Below are 19,446 nucleotides of genomic sequence, written 5' to 3'. Positions count from 1 at the left end.
TCAATCGCTACACCCTGTACACCATTTCCATTCTAGCGGCCCTAATTCATCCCCCCGCCAAACAGCAGCAACCACACCGGCAAAGTGAGCAACAGTACGCCCAACCCCAGTCCAATCGCACTCACCGTAAATCCCGGGTCTAACCCATAGGCCTCGGTCAGCACCAACGTGGCAATCGCCGGTGGCATCCCCGCCTGCAACACCAACGTCAACCGCACCGGCGTCGGCGCTCCCTGCAACAACAGCCCCACCAGCAACGGCACCAACAGCATCTTGATGGTCAAACTGGCGACCACCGGTTTCAGCTCCCCCCAATGGCGCACCTGCCGCAGACGCACCCCCATCAGCACCAGGCACACCACCACCATACTCCAGGCCACCGTTTTCAGACTGACGTTCACCCAAGCCGGGCGGGGCAGCCGGTACAACACCAGCGCCAATAACGCCGCCCACAGCATGGGATTGCGCACCAGGGCCAGCCAGGGTTGCGCCCGCCGTCCACCCAGTTTTGCCGCCAGCCACACCCCCAACCCATAGGACCCCGCCAGCGTATTCATCAGATCAAACACCACCGCCCAGGCAAAGTACTCAGCCCCCACCAAAAACAAACACACCGGATAGCCCACATAACCCGTATTGCCCGCCATGGCGGTAAGCAGGAGACTCCCCCGTCGCGCCAACGGCCAGTGTCGTCCTCGCCAGCGCCACCAAAGTTCCCCCAGTCCCCACGCTGCCGCAAACGCCAGGAGCGCCACCAGCCCCGCCCACCACACCTGGCCCGTCAGCCGCACATTGAGGACAAACCCCAGCACACTCAAGGGCATTCCCAGCCAAAACAACCCTTGCCCCACTCGGTCCAGAAGCTTGGGTTGCAGATACGGCTCCACCAGCCACCCCAGGCCCGTGCAGACCGCCAGCGTGATGTACAGCTCAACCAGCCTTGGCAATGCCGGCTCCCTTGACAACGCCTCCAGTATAGGGGCAACCGTTTTACGAATCTGGATAAATAACCACCGGCAGTAGGGATGGCCCTTCCGGTCGTAGAGCTGGACAGTCGGCAAAAGGGATACCCCCTGCCGGAGCGCCTCGACCTCGAGCCGGTAGCCGCAAAACCGCTGGTCCGTTTCCATCAGCCATTCCATAGGGGCAACCGCTTCCACCCACGCCGCAACCCCCCGGTCCTGCTCGGCGCGCGTCACGTCAAGCCCAAAACACCGACATACCGCTGCAAAAGCTGATGCGTTTCCAAGTAGCCATCAATCGCAGGTGCACCTGCCGCCAGATACTGTTCATGCTGGGCCTCCGAAAAACGATTGATGGCCGCCGTGGCACTATTGCGACCTGAAACACCTTCTGGGCCAGGTCCACCGCTGCTGAGATCAATCCAGAGCCCGCAGACTTTGGCACAACTGCTTCAGTTCCCCCGCAATCCAGTCAAGGGTTTGCTTCCCAGATGCAACCAGCTTGGTGGGATGGGGAGACCCATCAAGGGTTGGACGGTCCCGCACCACGCTGCCAACCCCTGCAGGATTCAATTCCTCCTGACCTCACCCTGGCTCTCATTGAAGCTTTAGGTTGCCGGTGCCGTCATCCCCATAATCTCGTAACCTGCGTCCACATAGATCACCTGCCCGGTGATACCGCTAGCCAGGTCACTAGCTAAAAAAGCGGCCGTATTGCCCACCTCGATTTGGGTGACCGAGCGGCGCAAGGGGGCTGTCTGGCGCACATGCTGAATCATATCCCGGATACCCCCGACTGCCGACGACGCCAGGGTTTTTATCGGTCCGGCGGAAATAGCATTCACCCGTACCCCCTGGGGTCCTAATTCATAAGCCAGATAGCGCACACAGGCCTCCAGAGCCGCCTTTGCCACCCCGGCCGTGTTGTAATTGGGCACCACCCGCACACCCCCCAGGTAAGTCAACGTAATCACCGACGCTGTCGGACTAAACAGGGGTTTGGCGGCTCGGCACAAAGCAATCAAGGAATAGGTACTCACATCCAAGGCCTGCATAAACCCCGCCCGGGAAATTTGGCTGAAGTCCCCCTCCAGACCCTCCTTGGGCACAAAGGCCAAGCAATGGACCAGGACATCCAAATGCCCCCAGCGCTCCTGGACCGCCCGAAATAGATCGCTAATGTACTCATCCTTCTGCACGTCGCAGGGCAAAAACAGCTCCGGCTGCAGGGGTTCGGATAACTGGGCCACCTTGTGCTTGAAGCGGTCTTTCTCATCCGGCAGGTAAGTCACCCCCAGGGTTGCCCCCGCCTGGTGGAGTTGTTGGGCGATCCCCCACGCGATCGAGTACTCGTTGGCAATGCCCAGCACCAGCGCCTTTTTGCCCTGCAAGTTCAACATCGCTCCTTCGACCTGCCTCCAGAGACCCTGTTTCCACCCTACTCCGGAATGGTCCTCCGCACAAGCTGGTGCAAATGGTTATCGGGAATACAATTGAATTAACGCCCTTGCCGATAGCGTGGAACATGAGTACGGGCGCACCACTGACCCATGGCTGTTTTGCAGGACAAGCCGCTCTATGGGCTTTTGCACCGGCTATCCCACGGCACCTTTCCCCAGGGGGTCGAAACCTTTGAACGGGGGAAAACCATTTTCTTTCCCGGCGACCCAGCCGAACGCATTTATTTTTTGATCAAGGGGGCGGTCAAACTCTCGCGGGTCTATGAGTCAGGGGAAGAAATCACCGTTGCCCTGCTGCGGGAAAACAGTTTTTTTGGGGTTTTATCCTTCATTACCGGCCATCGTTCTGACCGCTTTTACCACGCCGTCGCCTTTACCAATACCCAGCTCTATTCCGTCCCCATCGAACAGGTGGAAACCCTGATCAAAAGCGACCCAGAATTGTCTCTCATCTTGCTGCGGGGATTGGCATCGCGGATTTTGCAGACAGAAATGATGATCGAAACCCTGGCCCATCGGGACATGGGGGCGCGCCTGGCCAGTTTTTTGCTCATCCTGTGCCGGGATTTCGGCGTACCCGGTCCTCAAGGCGTCACGATTGACCTAAAACTGTCCCACCAGGCCATTGCTGAAGCGATTGGCTCCACCCGGGTGACGGTAACCCGACTGCTGGGGGACCTGCGCCAGAGCGGCATCATCTCCATCAACAAGAAAAAAATCACCGTGCACGACCCCATGAGCCTGAGCCAGCAATTTAATTGATTGAGTTCAGAGCAATCGTGATAAAATTGAGTTGCCAGACCCCCTAACCCCTTGTGTATGAACATTGTATTTGCCATAAATCAGGACTATGTAACCCATTGCGCCGTCGCAATCCAGTCTATACTTGCCCATAACCGAGAGGTTGCTTTAAAATTCTATATCCTAATTGATAGAATATCTCCCAAAAAAGAACAGCTACTACAAACATTCCAAAGCGATCTAGTAAGCGTGAATATCTTCCAGATCGAGGATGGATATTTTAAGGAATTTCGCGCTAAAGAGTATGTGACCAGGGCCACATTCTATCGTTTGCTCATTCCAGATTTAGTACCTGATTCTAAAGCTCTTTATCTGGATGCTGATACTGTTGTCAATGGACCAATATATGAACTTTATAATTCTGATCTGGACGATTTTATCCTGGCGGCTGCTGAAGATAGCTTGGGTTGTTACTTGAATTGGTACAGATTTTCATGCCCACAATACTTTAATGCAGGCGTTCTACTGCTTAACTTGGACGAATGTCGCCGTAGGGATTTAACCGGCCGCTCGATAGACTATTTAAGAAATCATCCCGGTTCTGAAGACCAACAAGCTCTGAACGCCGTTGTAGGCAAATGTTGGAAAGTTATACCACCCAAGTACAATCTTGTCTCTTCACATCTACGACGAATGAGTTTATATGCTGATGAATTGCCGGCAAGTCTAAGGCGAGAACTAGAAGAAGCCATTGAAAAACCTGTGATTATTCACTATAATGGTGCCTACAAGCCATGGTTGTACTTCAGCAAACATCCCTACCGCCATCTGTACTGGCAGTACCTGAAAATGACCCCCTTTTACCACCCGTTGAACACTGATATTCTGAAAGACAACTTGCGCCTATTCGGCTACATAGTCCACCGACGATTCAGGCGCTGGATAGATGGCATTCACCTACACCGGTAAACGGACGCTGGTGACGGGGGCATCCACGGGCATCGGGGCGGTGTTTGCCCGGGAATTGGCCCGACGGGGCTGCTCCCTAATCCTGACGGCGCGTTCGGAGGAACGTTTAGCGGCCCTGGCCCAGACGTTGGTGCAAACCTACAACGTTGATGCCACGATTTTCCCGGCGGATTTGCAAGACGCAGCGGCGGTACAGGGTTTGATTGAACGGGTGCAACAGCTCAACCAACCTGTTGACATCCTGGTGAACAATGCGGGCTTTAGCACCTACGGCTGGTTTCACAGGATTGACCCTGCGCAGGAAGCAGCGCTTATCCAGGTGAATGTGGCGGCGATGGTGGCCCTGACCCATGCTTTGGTGCCGGGGATGGTGGCCCGTCGGTCAGGGCTGGTGATCAACGTGGCGTCGGTGCTGGGGTTTTCTCCTTTGCCCTATCAGGCGACCTATTCAGCCAGCAAGGCCTTTGTGCGGACTTGGACGGAGGCGCTCTGGGCGGAATACCGAGGAACGGGGGTGCGGTTTTTTGCCCTGTGTCCGGGGCCAACGGCGACGGAATTTTTTGACCGCATGGGTCAGGATTTACGGCTGTCCAAGATGTCCCCAGAGGCGGTGGTGCAATTTGCCTTACGAACTATCGAGGGGCGCGACCAACCCTGGGGCATCCCCGGCTGGCAAAACCGGTTGTTGAGCGGGGTGTTGCCGAACCTGCTGCCCCGTCCTTGGCTGCTTCAGTTGCTCGCTAACGCCAGCCGCCGTCTCTACCGGCTCCCCCAGCAGCCCCAAACACTGCCACACCCGCTGGAGCAACTGGGGGATACCGGCCCCGGTGACCGCTGAAATTAGACAGACCGGGTTGTACTGGGACAGGGTTTGCACAACATCTTGCAAAACGTCGGGGCTGGGTAGCGCATCAATTTTGTTTAAGGCGATCAGCTCCGGGCGTTCGGTCAAGGGTTGTCCCAGTTGCGGGGTGTAGTAGGCCAATTCGTAACGCACGGTGTGGTAGTCGGCTACCGGGTCGGCGGCAGTGCTGTCAATTAGGTGAATCAACAGGCGGGTGCGTTCGATATGGCGCAAAAACTCAATGCCTAAGCCTGCCCCCTGATGCGCGCCGGCAATTAATCCGGGAATATCGGCAAACACGGTGCCGTCCCCCTGAGGATTGGCCACCACCCCCAAATTGGGCACCAGGGTGGTAAAGGGGTAGTTGGCAATTTTAGGGCGGGCGGCCGAAATGCGACTGATGAGGGTGGACTTCCCGGCGTTAGGCAGGCCGATGATCCCCACTTCCGCTAAGAGTTTGAGTTCCAGGCGCAAACGCCGCACTTCCCCCGGCAACCCTGGCAGGGCGTAGTGAGGGGCGCGGTTATGGTTGCTCAAAAAGTGTCGGTTGCCCAGCCCTCCTTTGCCCCCCCGCGCCACCACCACCGTTTGCCCCGGCGTGACCACATCCGCCAGGACTTCACCGGTTTCGGCGTCCATGACCACCGTACCGCAGGGGATGGGGATGACCAAATCCTGGCCGCTGGCGCCGGTGCAATTGTTCGGACCCCCCCGCTGGCCATCTTCCGCCCGGAAGTGTTTTTGATAGCGAAAGTCCAGCAGCGTGTGCCGTCCCGTTTCCGCCCGCAAAATCACATCCCCCCCTTTACCGCCATTGCCGCCTGACGGTCCCCCCGCAGGGACGTATTTCTCCCGGCGAAACGCCACAATGCCATCGCCCCCCTTACCCCCCTGGACAATAATCTCCGCCTGGTCAATGAATTGCATGGCTGCACTGGCATTACCTGTGGTAAGATACCTATTCTAGCTAGCAATTGGTGAGCGTAACGGACCGGCATGGTGAAACTACGGTTAAAGCGGTTTGGGCGCAAGGGACAGGTGTCCTACCGGATTGTGGCGGCCACGGCCCTATCGCGGCGGGATGGCAAAACGTTGGAGGAGCTGGGGTATTACAATCCCCGTCTGGCGGACCCCACCCAGCAGACCCGCTTGAACGTGCCGGCGATTGTCAAGTGGTTGAAGCAGGGGGCGCAACCGACTCCGACCGTGCGTAGTATTTTGGAAAAGGCCAAGGTGTTTGACCAGCTCCATGCCTGATTACGAAGGGTTGATGCGGTTTCTGCTAACCCCAATGCTCAGCCACCCCGAAGAGCTGAAACTCGATCAGGAGGTTTTAGCAAGCGGGGTCTGGCTGCGGATGGCCTTGGCGGATGCTGACCGGGGGAAGGTGTTAGGGCGGGGTGGGCGGACGTTGCAGGCCATTTTGACCGTATTGCAGGCGGTGGCCCAGTTGGCGGGGCAATCCTTTCACCTGGACATCTATGGCCTCAACAATCCCTCTTTGCCGGATCGATCTCCGCCGGAACGTTCAGAGCGGATGCCCACTCGACAGCGGCGCAGAGGTCAACGCTGACATCGCCGATGGTGGTTTTGCCCTTGCCGGATTGGACCAGTGCAGTGGCGTTGGCCGGGGCCGAAGAAAAGAACTTGCGTCGTCTAAGCGAACTGACTGGGGTGCAGGTGGTGCTGCGGGGGCAGGAATTGCACCTGTTGGGGGCGGAGCCGGGGATCGGGCAATGCGTGCAAGTGGTGGAAGCTCTAGCCTATCGCTGGCGCCGGGGTCAGCCCATCACCGAAGCTGACATTGAAATGGTGTTGCGCACCCCCGATCCGACCCTGGTGACCCAAATGCACCGGGAGGTCCTGGCCCGCACCCGCCGGGGGGAAGAAATTTGTGCCCGCACACCCGGACAGTGGCAGTACGTACAAACTATTCGTACCCACGACATCACGTTTGGCATCGGGCCAGCGGGAACGGGAAAAACCTATCTAGCGGCGGTGCTGGCGGTCCAGGCGCTGCAAAACCAAGAGTGTGAACGGCTAATCCTCACACGCCCGGCGGTGGAGGCGGGAGAAAAGCTGGGGTTTTTGCCGGGGGACCTGCAGCAGAAAATCAGCCCCTATTTGCGCCCCCTGTACGACGCCCTGTATGACTTGATGGACCCTGTGCGGATGAACCAGTTGCTAGAGCGAGGTGTGATTGAGGTGGCCCCCCTGGCCTACATGCGGGGACGGACCCTCAACCGGGCCTTTATTATCTTGGATGAGGCGCAAAACACCACCGCCGGGCAAATGAAGATGCTGCTGACCCGTTTGGGTTTTGGGTCACGGATGGTGATTACTGGCGACACCACCCAAGTGGACCTCAGCCGCCGGGAGGATTCGGGATTAAACGTGGCCCTGCAAGTGCTCCGAGGTGTACCGGGGATTGGGTTTTGCCATCTTACTGCCGCTGATGTGGTGCGCCATCCCCTCGTGCAACGGATTGTTCAGGCCTACGAGCGCTACGAGAATCAACGTTGATATGGGCGATACTGGATTCGAACCAGTGACCCCTTCCGTGTGAAGGAAGTGCGCTACCACTGTGCTAATCGCCCGTAGAACCCTATTATACCAGGACTAGGCCATGTCTGCGGGGGAACGCTTCCAGAAACGGGCCTCCAGGCTTTTAATGACGATGTACAGCACGGGCACCACAAACAGGCTCAGCAAGCTGGCGATGCCCATTCCCCCTATAATGCAGGTTCCTAAAGAACGCCGTGCCGCCGCCCCCGCTCCCGTGGCGATCCACAACGGCAATGCCCCAATGATGGTGGATAAGGCCGTCATGAGAATTGGGCGCAGCCGTTCCTGGCAGGCTTCAATCGCCGCCTTGGTAATACTCAACCCCTCCGCCACCAACTGGTTGGCAAACTCCACGATCAAAATGGCGTTTTTGCTGGCCATGCCGATGAGCATCACCAACCCGATTTGGGTGTAAACATCCACCGTCAGGCCCCGCAAGAAGATCGTGATCAACGCCCCCAGCACCGCCAATGGCACCGTCAGCATGATGATGAAGGGGTCCACATAATTTTCGTACTGAGCCGCCAGGGTCAAAAAGACAAACACCACCCCCAGGGCAAAAATTCCCACCGCCTGTCCAGCCGATTCCACCTCCTCCAGCGACAGCCCCGACCACTCAAAGCCAAACCCCCGGGGCAGAACTTGGCGCGCCACCGTTTCTAGAGCCTGAATCGCTTGTCCCGATGACCGCCCCGGACTGGCCACCCCATTGATTTCCACCGACCGGAACAAATTGTAGTGGCTAATGACCGAGGGCGCGGTGATCTGCCGGATCGTCACCAAGTTCCCCAGGGGAATCATCTGGTTATCGCCGCCGCGCACATAAAACTGGTTGATGCTTTCAGGATTGGTACGAAACGGCCCATCCGCCTGGACATACACCCGATAGGTGCGCTGGAACTGCTCAAAGTCATTCACATAGGTCGAACCCAAAAACGTTTGCAACGTATCGAAAATATCCGTGATTTTCACTCCCAAGGCATTGGCCCGGTCCCGGTTGACCTGCACCTCAATCTGGGGCGTATTACCACTGAATTCCGCCCGTAAACGGGTCACCGCCGGACGCCCCGGCTCCGGGTAGTTGCGCAGGGCCGTTAAAAACTGATCCAGCGTTTCCCCTAGGGTTGGAAACCCCAAACCCAGCCGATCCTGCAGGTGAAACTCAAACCCGCCAAAATTACCCACCCCCGGAATGGCTGGCGGCGCAAAGGGCACCACTGTGGCCTCCTTGATACCCAAAAATTGGGGAAACAGTCCCCGGGGCGGCGGCGGGAAAAAGCCCCCAATAATGCCGCTGACCGATTGCTCCGGCCGGGGGCGCTCCTCCCAAGGTCGCAAAGTCGTGAAAATAATCCCCACATTCGGCGTGGCCCCGCTGAAACTAAAGCCTCCCACCGCAAAGATATTCCGTACTTCCGGGCGTTGCTTGAGAATGTCTTCCACCTTTTGCAGCACCCGCTCCGTATATTCCAGGGACACCCCCTCCGGCGCCCGCACCACCGTAATGAAATACCCCTGGTCCTCCTCCGGCAAAAAGGCCTTGGGCATCAGGTTGTAAAAGCCATAAGTGACCACCAGCAAAACGGCAAAAAGACCCACAATCCAGTACCGGCGCGCCACCAGTTTGGGCAACACCTGGCCGTATCTTTCCCGCAGGGCCGTAATGCCGTTATTGATACTGCGAAAAACCCAGTGATCCGGCATCTGGTTAGGGCGAATCAACAGGGCAGCCAGCGTTGGGGTTAAGGTAATGGCATTAAACGTGGAAATCGTAATGGCAAAGGCGATGGTCAGAGCAAACTGCCGGTAAAGTTGCCCCGTTGTCCCTGGTAAAAACGCCACCGGCACAAACACCGTAATCAACACCACCGAAGTGGCAATCACCGCCCCGAACAGCGCATCCATTGAAGCCATCGCTGCCGGTACCGGGGCCATTTCCTGCTCTTGAATGCGTTTGGTGATGTCTTCAACGATTACAATAGCATCGTCCACCACCAGCCCTGTAGCCAACGTCAACCCAAACAGCGTCAAGGTATTGATGGAAAAATCAAACACCTTCACAAAAATAAACGTCCCCACCAAGGCCACTGGGATAGCAATGCAGGTAATCAGAGCTGAGCGCCAGTTTTGCAGGAACAAAAAGATGATGACGACGACCAGAACAATGGCCAGGATCAGAGAAAAGATCACCTCCCGCGTCCCAGCTTCCACAAACGCCGTGGTATCGAAGGCAATTTCGTATTTCATGCCCGGCGGGAAACCCTTTTGCAACTCCTGCATGGTGGCTTTCACTTGCCGCGCCACCTCCAGGGCATTGCTGCCAAGTTCCTGGCGGATACCCAAACCCACCCCCCGGTGCGTCACCCGGTCCTCGGACGTAAAACGCAACAGAGAACTATAGTTTTCCGCCCCCAACTCCACCCGCGCCACATCCTGCAACCGCACCAGCGCCCCATTGGGTTCCGTGCGCAACACCAACTTCCCAAACTCCGCCGCGCTTTGGAGACGGCCCCGGGCAATTACCGCATACTGGTATTCCTGACCCGGCGGCACCGGCGGTTGACCAATTTGCCCCGCCCCCACCTGGATATTCTGCTCGCGGATAGCCCGCACCACATCCTGGGGCGTCAGGTTGCGCGCCGCCAACTTCAGGGGGTCCAGCCAGATGCGCATGGCATACTGCCGCTCCCCAAAAATCTGTACACTCTCTACGCCCTTGATGCGCTTGAGGGCGTCGTTGATATACAGATCGGCGTAGTTACTCAAGTACACATCGTCGTAGCGGTCCTGGCCCGTCTCATCGGGTTCCGCGTACAGCCCAATGGCCAGCAAGAAACTGCTATTGGCCTTGTTGACCTGAATCCCCGTGCGATTGACCACATCCGGCAACCGGGAACGCACCGCCGCCACCCGGTTTTGCACCTCATTGGCCGCCACATCCTGATCCCGCCCTAGGTCAAACGTCAAAGCAATGTTACTGGTGCCGTCATTGGCGCTGGTGGATTTGATGTAGCGCACCCCCCGAATGCCGTTAAGTTCTCGCTCCAGGAGGTTGGTGACCGTGGATTCCACCACCTCGGCATTGGCCCCCACATAGCGCGACGTCACCACAATCTGGGGCGGCGTAATGTTAGGGTACTGGGCCACCGGCAGCGTGGGAATGGAGGCCGCCCCAAGGATCACCACTACCAGGGACAACACCGTGGCCAATACCGGCCGACGAATAAAAAAGTTAGAGATGGACAAAATCATGATCCATCGGGGGATGACGGTTGACGTGCTTCGGCAATCCAGGCGCAGTGATTCAGCTGCAAAATACCGGTGGGCACCAAACGGTCGTTCGGCGTCAGTCCCGTCACCACCTCTTGCTTATCCCCCACAATTCTACCCAACTGCACCGGCGTCTGCACGGCCACCAACTCATCGGCCTTGATTTGGGGGGGCGGTCCGGGACTGGTGGAGACCACACTAGCACACCCCGACTGGGCAAAAGGTTTGGCCACAAACACAAAATCTTTCCCTCCCAGGCGCAAAATGGCTGTCACCGGCACCAGCACCCCCGGTTGTTCGCGCCAGACCACCCGCACCCGTACAAACTGGTCACTGCGCAACTGTCCCTGGGGATTGGCGAAATTCGCTTTAACCTGCACCGTCTGGCTTTGGGTGTTGACCGTTGGCGAAACGAAGGTAATCTGTCCCCGTTGGCGCACCTGGCCCTGGGCATCTAACAGTTCCACCAGCAACCCCAGGCGCACATCTGCCGCTCGCTCCAGGGGAATGTCCAGGTTCAACTCCAGGTTGCGGTTATCGGCCAGGGTCAAAAGGGGCGTGTTGGCATTGACCACATCCCCCACCTTCACCGGCACATCCCCCACTTCCCCGGCAAAGGGCGCGCGGATGGTGTAGAAAGCCAGATTGGCGCGGGCGCGGGCCAGATTAGCCTGGGCTTGCTGCAAATCCGCCTGGGCACGTATCAGCCGGGCTTGGGCACGGGCAATCGCCGCCTGTTGGGTGCGGATTTGAGCCTGGACCTCCTGCAGCCGCGCCTGGGACACCTGTTGCTGGTTGAGCTGCCGGTCCAGCTCCTGACGACTGATGACCCCCTCCCGAAACAGTTGCCGGAACCGTTCCGCCTCCTGCCCAGCCAAGGCCACATCCGCCTGCCGGGCCTGCTGATTCGCCTGCAAGGACTGTAACGTTGCCCGTTCCGCCTGGACATCGAGCTGGGCTGCCTGCACCGCCGCCTGGGCATTGGCCACCGCCGCCTGCTGGCTTTGCACCTGGGCCTGCTGTTCCTGGTCATCCAGTTGCACCAGCACCTGTCCCGCCTGCACCCTGGCCCCCGGTTGCACCAGCACCCGCGCCACCCGCCCGCTCACCTGGGACTGCACCGTCACCGCCTGCCGGGAATCCAACCGGGCCACAAATTCCGACGTCTCCGCCACCGTTTCCACCTGGGGCCGGGTCAGAGCCACCAGCGTCGGCTGGGGACGCAACTGGCTAATGGCCAAAAACACCCGCACAAATCGGTTGTAGAACCACCAACCCACACCCGCGACGGCTAAGAACGTCACCCACCAGACCCACCCCCGCCGGGGCCACACCAACCGTTTGCTCATGCCTGCACCTGCGATAACGGCTCCTGTTGGGCCAAGGACTCCAGCCACGTCAACTCCTGCTGCACCATCTCCACCGCCCGCGCCAAGGCCAACCGTTGGTAGGGGTCCGTGAATAGAGCCTGGGTTTCTGCCGCCTGCAGTTGGGCCAAGCGCCGCCGACACTGGTCAAAACGCCGTTGCCAGAGCATTTGCCGCTGCCCAGGCGTCAAGTCCCCAAAAAAACACAACATCACCATAAACCGCGCCCGACTGTTGACCCAGCTTTCCCGGTACTCCGCCAACATCAACTGCAACCAACGCTCCCGGCCCTGGGGCGTGATTTGGTAAATCACCCGGCTCGGTCCTGCATCTCCCCGCTGAATCGACAAACTGGTGATGTCCCCCCGCCGCTCCAACCGCCGCAACAAAGGGTAAATCGCCCCGTAGTTGACACTGATACAACTGCCCATGAGCAGCTCCAGTAACTTCACCAAGCGATACCCATGCAACGGCTCCCGCCGCAACAGCCCCAGCGTCGCCAACTCCAACATGTATCAGGACGATATAGCTACACCGGTCATGTTAGCACAGCCGTTGGGTTGGTGGCGGGTCCTGCCTGCTACGAAAAAATCCCCGGTTGCCGGTTATCCCTTTGCTGATTTCCGTAGGTTTACACATTTCTTTGATAAATATTACAAATAATCCCGCAGTTGGGGGGATAAATTCTAGAATTTCTGTATAGAAAAATCAGGCATTATTGATGAGACGGTTAACTGGATCATCGGGTGCCCAAGACGGTCAGATTGGGGTGGCCATTGACCTCTGATCGCAGCGGGAAAGGTATCCCCGTGATTTTTCTACCCAGTCCCTGTCCTGTGTCCAAGGGGGATAAAGCTATGGCTCAAATGGCGGCAAGTTTATTGCCGGAAAACACCCTGTGGTGGGAAACGGCGGCGTTGGATAAAAAGCGGCACAACCACTATGACCTGAACAGCTTTTTCCGCTGGGATTTGGCCCGGGGAACGGTTACGGATTGGAACGGGGCGGTGAATTTTTTTGCCAGTGAGGACCTGATTACGGCGTTTATGGATGGGCTGGCGGAGGAGGTGGGGGATGCGGCGCCGGTGGTGCTCTACCAAATGGGGCGGCAGTGGGGGGAGTTGGATGGCCAGGCCTTTGCGGGCTGGTTTAGTGAGGAATTTCAACGCCCCTTACGCCAGACCAATTTGCTGTTTTTGTTAGAGACCTGGTGGTGGCCGTTTACCGCTCAAGGTTGGGGGCGCTGGGAAATTGACCTGTCGCTGCAAAAGCAGGGGTTTTTGCTGCTCAACATCTTCGATTCGGCGATTGCCCGCACGCTGGGGGTGGTGGGGAAACCGGTGTGTCACCTGTACGCGGGGTTGTTTGCCGGTTTCTTGAGCTATCTGGTGCAGCAGACCCTGGAGTGCGCGGAAATCCAGTGCTACTCCTTGGGGGCGACCTACTGCCGGTTTGTGGTGGGCAAGGCAGCGGCGATTCAACCGGTGTACGGCTGGGTCAACCAGGGCCTGGGGGTGCGCGACATCGAAAAACGACTGGCCGGAGGGCAGGCGGTATGCACGACGATCTGACACTGCCGGTGCGGTTGTTTTTCCAGGACTTTCCCTGGCAGGGGGTCGCGCCGGCCAAGGGGCATCCCACCCCGAGCGTGGACTTGCACCTAACGGTGGCCCAGTTCTGGCAACAATGGCCCTGGCAGGGAGGGGTATCTGAGGCGCTGGCCAGCACCATAACTGTACCGACCCTGGCGGAATGGATGGCGTTGTTGGAGGCCTAAAGCCATGAACGCAACCGTATTGACTTTGCTCCACACGGCGGAACAGCGGTATTTGCAACCGGAGGAGCAACAGCAGTTGTGGCAGCAGCTCCAGGGCATGGGGTCGCGGTTAGCGGTTTATGAGCGACTGCGCACCCGGGAGGCCGATGTCTTTCGCCCGGTGGCGCGGCAACTGCCCCCCATGGATGAAGTCACCCTGACGAGGGTACTGCGGGATTGGGTGGGGGCGTTGCGGGGGGCCGCCCTGGCCATGGTGCTCGATGACCCAGTGTTTTTTGATCAGCGGGTGGGGCAGTGGCTGCGGTCGCGTCCCCGGCAGGAGTTACACTCCACAGTCGCCCAGTTGCTGGAGGCCCAATTGAAAACGGTCTTGGGGAGTCCCCAGGATTGGTCGTTGCTGATGCCCTACTGGGAGCAAGCGCGCCGTTGCCTGTGCCAGGGGTAAAAGGAGGCCAAAGCCATGGACATCAACGCGTTGTTGGAACAGCCGGTGCCGGGGGATTACTTTGCGCCGGGGGCTTATGTGCAGGGGGATGTGGAGCTGGGCACCCTGAGTAATCGGCGGGGTAATCGTTTGTTGGCGATTCCCCAGTGGCTGGTGCAGGGGATTTACCGGGGTCTGGAGCGGGAAATTGGCAAGGCGTCGCCTTTGGTGCTCCAGCGCTGGGGCCGGCACTGGGGACGGCACTTGTTTGCCCGGCTGGCAGAGGAATTGGCGGAGTACTACGGCAAACCGATTGGTGAACTCACCATGCAGGAGCTGGTGTACTGCCTAACCCGCTGCTGGCAGGTGCATGGTTGGGGGCGGTTGACGTTGGATTGGCGCTACCGGCCCCAGGGCTTGATCCATGGGCAGGTGGAAAACTCCCCCTGGGGCAATGTCCATGTGGAGATGGGTGTGCTAGAAACCCTGTTTCAGCAGTTGACCGGACGGGAAGTCGCCTGCGTAGCCATTGCCTGCATGTCTCAGGGCCAACCGGCAAACCAATATCTCATCGGCCTACCAGAGCGTTTGGAGACGGTCCGGGAGCAGGTGGCAGCTGGGATGGAGGCGGCGACCATCTTGGCCCGGCTGGGGGAGTAACCGATGGGCTGGCGGGTGCATTTGGAGCCGATTGGGGTCACGGTTCAGCTCGAGCATGGGCAATCCCTGATTGAGGCTCTGGTGGAGCAGGGGTTACACGTGCTCCAGGAGTGTGGTCGCCGGGGGATGTGCGCCACCTGTCATGTGTACATCGAACGGGGGATGGACCGGTTGAGTCCCAAAAACCGGCGGGAGGAGCGCACCCTGGCCATGGTGACCACCGCCCAACCCCACTCCCGCTTGGCCTGCCAAACCAAGGTTCTAGGGGATGACATTGTCGTGCGGGTGCCGCCGGGGATGTATCTGGATGTGATGGAAGACATCGAAGCTCTGATTGGCCGACGCACGGAACAGGACCTGGTGCATCCCCTGACCGGCGAAGTGCTGGTGGAGACCGGCAAGCTGATTACCCGTTCCATCGTGGACCAACTGCGCACCACCCGTATCCAGGTCAGCGAGTATCTCCAACGGACGCGGGAAGCAGGTTTTCTATCGGACTGAAGGAGGCAGACCACCATGTGGACCCAATTGCAGCAACTGACACTCAAGGCCGACGGCCGCTACCTCACCCCGGAAGAATGGCAACCGGTGCAGACCTACCTAGGTCAACTACGACACCGCCTCAGCGCCTACAGCAAGATTCAGGCGGCAGCGGAGGCGATTCTCCAGGAGGTGGAGCGGCGATTATTGCAACAATCCCCTCGGTTTTTCTACAAGGGGCAGCGGGATATGAGCGCCCTTTGTCGGCGGGACCGGGCGGATGTTCTCCGGTATATTGGCGCCACGTTGTTGACGGGGGACTTAACGGCCTACAAACAGCGCCTGCTGTGCTGGTTACAAACCATTGCCCGTTCGTTTCAAGACCAAACGGCAGCCCGGCAAACCTACACCGTCCTGGGGGAAGTGTTAAAGGAAAAACTGACGCCGCAGGAGTTTGCCCTGGTGCGTCCCATTGTGGAATTAACGGCAGAAATGCTGGGTGAATAGCATCCCAGACTTGGCAGGATTGCCTGCAGAGAGGGCTGTTTTTATGTGGCCAAAAAACCATCAAATTTTGTAAAGATTGTGACATTTTGATTGTTAAATCAATCTAAAATTTGCATAGAAGATGGCGTGATAGGGTGGGGCAGATGAACAGGTTATCTGTCTGGTGTAAGTATGTGATTCGCAAGATTCTGAGCAAGTACCGGGGGCAGTTAAAATCGGTTTTAGTCAGTGGTGCCGGTCCAGAGATTACGACCACATCCGATTTAGACGCCGTGTTGATGGATTTATACCTGGATGAAGCGGCGGTCCAGCAGGCGGTGGTGGAACTGGAACATCTGACCCAGGTGTACCAGCGTTTTGAGGCCGAACCCCTGAGCCATCAACGGGAACTGGGGTTGATCGAGGGGAAAATCCTCTGGATTTTGGGGCTCAAATGCCTAGTGGATACACCCTGCTAAGTAGGGCGACTGACGGGATTCGAACCCGCGGATGGAGGAGCCACAATCCTCTGCCTTAACCACTTGGCTACAGCCGCCGTTGGCAACTACCTACCATATCAATTCTACGTCGTCACTGGCAAGGTGAGGGGGGTTGGGCAAGAAAGGTTTAAGATACAGAACTGGACCTTTGCGGTACGCCGGTGGTGTTACTGGCCCAAGCCCCGACAGCAGTGCAACTGTGCTATAGCCCTTTGGCCCAACAGCTGGACCAGATGCGCCAGCAACCGGCCTATCAGCGGGCCCACTGGGGGATTTTGGTGCAAACCCAGGAGAACCCACCCCGCACTCTATATGAGCATCAGAGCCGGCAATTTTTTACACCCGCTTCGACCACCAAACTGCTGACCACTGCCGCTGCCCTGGTGGAACTGGGACCTGAGCACCGCCTACGGACGAGCTTTTACCGGCAAGGACGACGCCTGCATTTAGTCGGCCAGGGTGACCCCACCCTCACCACCGCCAAACTGCAACAACTGGTGCAGCAAATTCCCCCCCCGCAACGGCAGAACCTGGATATGGTGGTCATCCATACGGGCTTTTTTCGGGGACCCACCTTCAACGACCAGTGGGAATGGCAAGACCTGGTCAACACCGACATCGTGCCCATTAACAGCCTGATTCTCAACCGCAACGAAGCCCGTTTTTGGTTGGTGGCGCAAGGGGCAGGCCAACCGGCGCAACTGGTGTGGGCCGATCCTTTAGTTCGGCAGCACTGGCAGGTGGTCAACCGCACCCGCAGCACCAACCAACCGCTGCAACCCATTCACCTGTGGATACCGCCGGGTTTGCCGCAATTGCATATCCGGGGGGATGTGGCCAGTCGGTCGCCGACTTTCACTGTACCCATCCTCGATACGGACCGGTATCTGGTGCAGACCCTGACTCACCTGTTTCCCACCCAAAAAATTGTCCTTGCCCCACCGCCCCTGCCAGCCCAGGTGGGGGAAGCGGTTGCCACCCTGACCTCTCCCCCCTTGGCCCAGTTGCTCATCCCCATCAACCGCAGCAGCGATAATTTGTACGCGGAAGCGCTGTTGCGTCATGTGGGCGCCCTGCGGCAACCGGACCTCCCCAGCGACCTGGCCGGGATACAGACGGTGCAAAAGGTGCTCAGACGGCTGGGCGTGGATGTTAGCGGCATTCGGCAAGCCGATGGTTCCGGTTTATCCCGCCACAACCGCATCACTCCCCTGGCGCTGGTGCAAACGTTACAGGCGATGGCCGCTTCCCCAGTGTACCGCGATTCCCTCGCTGCGCCGGGCCTTCCCGGAACCCTGCGTTGGCGTTATCCCCAGAGCGACCTCAACCTCCAGGCCAAGACCGGCACTTTAACGGGGGTGGCGGCCCTCGCTGGTTATCTGCAACCCCGCCGCGGTCCCGGTCTAGTCTTTGCCATCCTGGTCAACCAATCCGAACAGCCGGCCAGCGTTCTCCGGCAAGGGATTGACCAGATGGTCCTGGCGCTGTCCAACTGGGCGGAAACCACCTCCCCAGATGCCTGGCTGTCCTGCCCACCGCCCTCGGCCAACTAGAAATCAATCCCATCAGGGGTGCGGGGAAAAGGAATCACATCCCGGATATTGCCCATCCCCGTCATAAACTGAATCAGCCGCTCAAACCCCAACCCAAACCCCGCATGGGGCACCGTGCCATAGCGCCGCAAATCCAAATACCACCAGTAATTGGCCAGGTCCAGCCCCAGGGTTTCCATGCGCTGGCACAACACGTCGTAGCGCTCCTCCCGCTGGGAACCCCCAATCAATTCCCCCACCCGCGGCACCAGCACATCCATCGCCGCCACCGTTTTTTCGTCATCATTCAAGCGCATGTAAAAAGCTTTGATCTCCTTGGGATAGTCGTACACGATCACCGGTTTTTTACACAGTTCCTCCGCCAAATAGCGCTCGTGCTCTGACTGCAAATCCAATCCCCATGCAACCGGATAGGTGAAGTTCTTGCCCGACTTTTGCAGATGGTGGATAGCTTCCGTGTAACTTAGGCGTTCAAAGGGCTGTTCCGCCATCTGCTCGGCCACTGTTAAAACCGTTGGCTCAATGCGCTGCTGGAAAAATTCCAAATCCGGTAAATCCTGCTCAAGCACATAGCGAAACACATATTGCAAAAAGGCCTCCGCCAAATCCATATCCCCTGCCAGGTCACAAAAAGCCACCTCCGGCTCAATCATCCAGAACTCGGCCAGATGGCGGGAGGTGTTGGAGTTTTCCGCCCGAAACGTGGGGCCAAAGGTATAGACCTTGGTAAGGGCCGTCGCCATGATCTCTGCCTCCAATTGCCCACTTACCGTCAAATAGGCCCGCCGCCCAAAAAAATCCTGGCCAAAATCAATCTCCCCCTGGTCGTTGCGGGGCAACTGGTGCAAAGGCAAGCTGGTCACCGTAAACAGTTCACCGGCCCCCTCACAATCGCTCGCTGTCAGGATGGGCGTATGCACCCAGACAAACCCCCGCTCCTGGAAAAAACGGTGCACCGCCATGGCACAGTGGTTGCGAATCCGGGCAATGGCCCCAAAGGTGTTGGTGCGGGGGCGCAGGTGGGCAATCGTGCGCAGGAACTCAAAGGAATGACGTTTCTTTTGCAGGGGGTAGGTCTCCGGGTCCGCGTCCCCATAGACCGTGATGGTTTCCGCCTGCAACTCCACCTGCTGTCCCTTGGCCGGCGAAGCCACCAGCAACCCCTGCACCGCCACCGCTGACCCCGTATGCAACCCCACCGCCACCGAGTACACCGGCGAGTCCTTGGGCACCAGCACCTGCAAATTGGCCAAGCAACTGCCGTCGTTCAGTTCCAGGAAACATAGGTCCTTCAGGTCCCGGCGCGTGCGCACCCACCCCTGGACCAGCACCGACGTCTGGGGCGGCGTTTGGGTCAACACCTGGCGGATGGGCGTGGCCGTCACCAT

At 58.4% G+C, this 19,446-nt stretch carries 20 protein-coding genes, 2 tRNA genes and 1 pseudogene; 14 read left to right on the top strand and 9 right to left on the bottom strand.

Features of this window, described 5'->3' with window-relative positions:
• Nucleotides 1–41: 41 nt before the first annotated feature.
• Both Q6L55_10280 and fabI read right to left on the bottom strand, forming a co-directional pair.
• On the bottom strand, nt 42–1,199 hold the full coding sequence (locus Q6L55_10280) for an AEC family transporter (protein MEN9259094.1): 1,158 nt from the start codon (nt 1,197–1,199) through the stop codon (nt 42–44).
• A 371-nt stretch (nt 1,200–1,570) separates the two neighbouring features.
• Nucleotides 1,571–2,362 (bottom strand): enoyl-ACP reductase FabI, encoded by a 792-nt coding sequence (fabI, locus tag Q6L55_10275; protein ID MEN9259093.1) that lies wholly within the window; start codon nt 2,360–2,362, stop codon nt 1,571–1,573.
• A 150-nt stretch (nt 2,363–2,512) separates the two neighbouring features.
• On the opposite strand from fabI, the gene ntcA reads away from it, so the two are divergent.
• From ntcA to Q6L55_10260, 3 genes and pseudogenes are all read left to right on the top strand, one after another.
• Nucleotides 2,513–3,184: a global nitrogen regulator NtcA gene (ntcA, locus tag Q6L55_10270; protein ID MEN9259092.1), complete on the top strand. Its 672-nt coding sequence runs from the start codon at nt 2,513–2,515 to the stop codon at nt 3,182–3,184.
• A 57-nt stretch (nt 3,185–3,241) separates the two neighbouring features.
• Nucleotides 3,242–4,132: a glycosyltransferase family 8 protein gene (locus Q6L55_10265; GenBank protein MEN9259091.1), complete on the top strand. Its 891-nt coding sequence runs from the start codon at nt 3,242–3,244 to the stop codon at nt 4,130–4,132.
• A pseudogene (locus Q6L55_10260) lies at nt 4,110–4,700 on the top strand (SDR family oxidoreductase). Before Q6L55_10265 ends, Q6L55_10260 begins: the two are co-directional and overlap by 23 nt.
• Before the next feature lie 57 nt (nt 4,701–4,757).
• Here Q6L55_10260 and obgE read toward each other — a convergent pair.
• Entirely contained in the window at nt 4,758–5,903 is a 1,146-nt protein-coding gene (obgE, locus tag Q6L55_10255) for a GTPase ObgE (GenBank protein MEN9259090.1), read from the bottom strand.
• A gap of 69 nt (nt 5,904–5,972) precedes the next feature.
• Here obgE and rpsP point away from each other — a divergent pair, with 69 nt between their 5' ends.
• The 3 genes from rpsP to Q6L55_10240 are packed head-to-tail and all read left to right on the top strand — an operon-like array spanning nt 5,973 to nt 7,499.
• Nucleotides 5,973–6,233: a 30S ribosomal protein S16 gene (gene rpsP, locus Q6L55_10250; GenBank protein MEN9259089.1), complete on the top strand. Its 261-nt coding sequence runs from the start codon at nt 5,973–5,975 to the stop codon at nt 6,231–6,233.
• The gene (locus Q6L55_10245) at nt 6,226–6,549 is read left to right on the top strand and encodes a KH domain-containing protein (GenBank protein MEN9259088.1); all 324 of its coding nucleotides are present in this window, start codon (nt 6,226–6,228) and stop codon (nt 6,547–6,549) included. Before rpsP ends, Q6L55_10245 begins: the two co-directional genes overlap by 8 nt.
• Nucleotides 6,550–6,557: 8 nt before the next feature.
• Entirely contained in the window at nt 6,558–7,499 is a 942-nt protein-coding gene (locus Q6L55_10240) for a PhoH family protein (protein ID MEN9259087.1), read from the top strand.
• Nucleotides 7,500–7,501: 2 nt separating this feature from the next.
• On the opposite strand, the gene Q6L55_10235 is transcribed toward Q6L55_10240, so the two are convergent.
• The 4 genes from Q6L55_10235 to Q6L55_10220 form a co-directional block, all read right to left on the bottom strand.
• Nucleotides 7,502–7,573: transfer RNA gene (locus tag Q6L55_10235), tRNA-Val, on the bottom strand.
• A gap of 22 nt (nt 7,574–7,595) precedes the next feature.
• Nucleotides 7,596–10,793 (bottom strand): efflux RND transporter permease subunit, encoded by a 3,198-nt coding sequence (locus Q6L55_10230; GenBank protein MEN9259086.1) that lies wholly within the window; start codon nt 10,791–10,793, stop codon nt 7,596–7,598.
• Nucleotides 10,790–12,160, bottom strand: a complete 1,371-nt coding sequence (locus Q6L55_10225) for an efflux RND transporter periplasmic adaptor subunit (GenBank protein MEN9259085.1) — start codon at nt 12,158–12,160, stop codon at nt 10,790–10,792. Before Q6L55_10225 ends, Q6L55_10230 begins: the two co-directional genes overlap by 4 nt.
• A complete protein-coding gene (locus tag Q6L55_10220; GenBank protein ID MEN9259084.1) occupies nt 12,157–12,690 on the bottom strand; it encodes a PadR family transcriptional regulator in 534 nt (177 codons plus the stop codon). Before Q6L55_10220 ends, Q6L55_10225 begins: the two co-directional genes overlap by 4 nt.
• A 354-nt stretch (nt 12,691–13,044) precedes the next feature.
• Here Q6L55_10220 and Q6L55_10215 point away from each other — a divergent pair, with 354 nt between their 5' ends.
• The 7 genes from Q6L55_10215 (at nt 13,045) to Q6L55_10185 (ending at nt 16,484) form a co-directional block, all read left to right on the top strand.
• Nucleotides 13,045–13,749, top strand: a complete 705-nt coding sequence (locus tag Q6L55_10215) for a V4R domain-containing protein (protein ID MEN9259083.1) — start codon at nt 13,045–13,047, stop codon at nt 13,747–13,749.
• Entirely contained in the window at nt 13,734–13,955 is a 222-nt protein-coding gene (locus tag Q6L55_10210; GenBank protein MEN9259082.1) for a hypothetical protein, read from the top strand. Before Q6L55_10215 ends, Q6L55_10210 begins: the two co-directional genes overlap by 16 nt.
• Before the next feature lie 4 nt (nt 13,956–13,959).
• Nucleotides 13,960–14,400, top strand: a complete 441-nt coding sequence (locus tag Q6L55_10205; protein MEN9259081.1) for a hypothetical protein — start codon at nt 13,960–13,962, stop codon at nt 14,398–14,400.
• Between the two features lie 15 nt (nt 14,401–14,415).
• On the top strand, nt 14,416–15,039 hold the full coding sequence (locus Q6L55_10200) for a hypothetical protein (protein ID MEN9259080.1): 624 nt from the start codon (nt 14,416–14,418) through the stop codon (nt 15,037–15,039).
• 3 nt (nt 15,040–15,042) lie between these two features.
• Nucleotides 15,043–15,540 carry a 2Fe-2S iron-sulfur cluster-binding protein gene (locus Q6L55_10195; GenBank protein MEN9259079.1) on the top strand — a complete coding sequence of 166 codons (498 nt, stop codon included), beginning with the start codon at nt 15,043–15,045 and terminating at the stop codon, nt 15,538–15,540.
• A 15-nt stretch (nt 15,541–15,555) separates the two neighbouring features.
• On the top strand, nt 15,556–16,026 hold the full coding sequence (locus Q6L55_10190) for a hypothetical protein (protein ID MEN9259078.1): 471 nt from the start codon (nt 15,556–15,558) through the stop codon (nt 16,024–16,026).
• 143 nt (nt 16,027–16,169) lie between these two features.
• Nucleotides 16,170–16,484 (top strand): hypothetical protein, encoded by a 315-nt coding sequence (locus Q6L55_10185; protein MEN9259077.1) that lies wholly within the window; start codon nt 16,170–16,172, stop codon nt 16,482–16,484.
• Nucleotides 16,485–16,488: 4 nt separating this feature from the next.
• Here the strand turns inward: Q6L55_10185 and Q6L55_10180 are convergent.
• Nucleotides 16,489–16,561 (bottom strand) — tRNA-His (locus Q6L55_10180).
• Between the two features lie 105 nt (nt 16,562–16,666).
• Here Q6L55_10180 and dacB point away from each other — a divergent pair.
• Nucleotides 16,667–18,058: a D-alanyl-D-alanine carboxypeptidase/D-alanyl-D-alanine-endopeptidase gene (dacB, locus tag Q6L55_10175; protein MEN9259076.1), complete on the top strand. Its 1,392-nt coding sequence runs from the start codon at nt 16,667–16,669 to the stop codon at nt 18,056–18,058.
• On the opposite strand, the gene asnS is transcribed toward dacB, so the two are convergent.
• Nucleotides 18,055–19,446 carry an asparagine--tRNA ligase gene (asnS, locus tag Q6L55_10170; protein ID MEN9259075.1) on the bottom strand — a complete coding sequence of 464 codons (1,392 nt, stop codon included), beginning with the start codon at nt 19,444–19,446 and terminating at the stop codon, nt 18,055–18,057. The two genes, dacB and asnS, sit on opposite strands and share 4 nt — an antisense overlap.

It is taken from the genome of Gloeomargarita sp. SRBZ-1_bins_9 (assembly GCA_039794565.1).
GTDB lineage: Bacteria > Cyanobacteriota > Cyanobacteriia > Gloeomargaritales > Gloeomargaritaceae > Gloeomargarita.
This window is presented reverse-complemented; position numbering and strand designations above follow the sequence as displayed.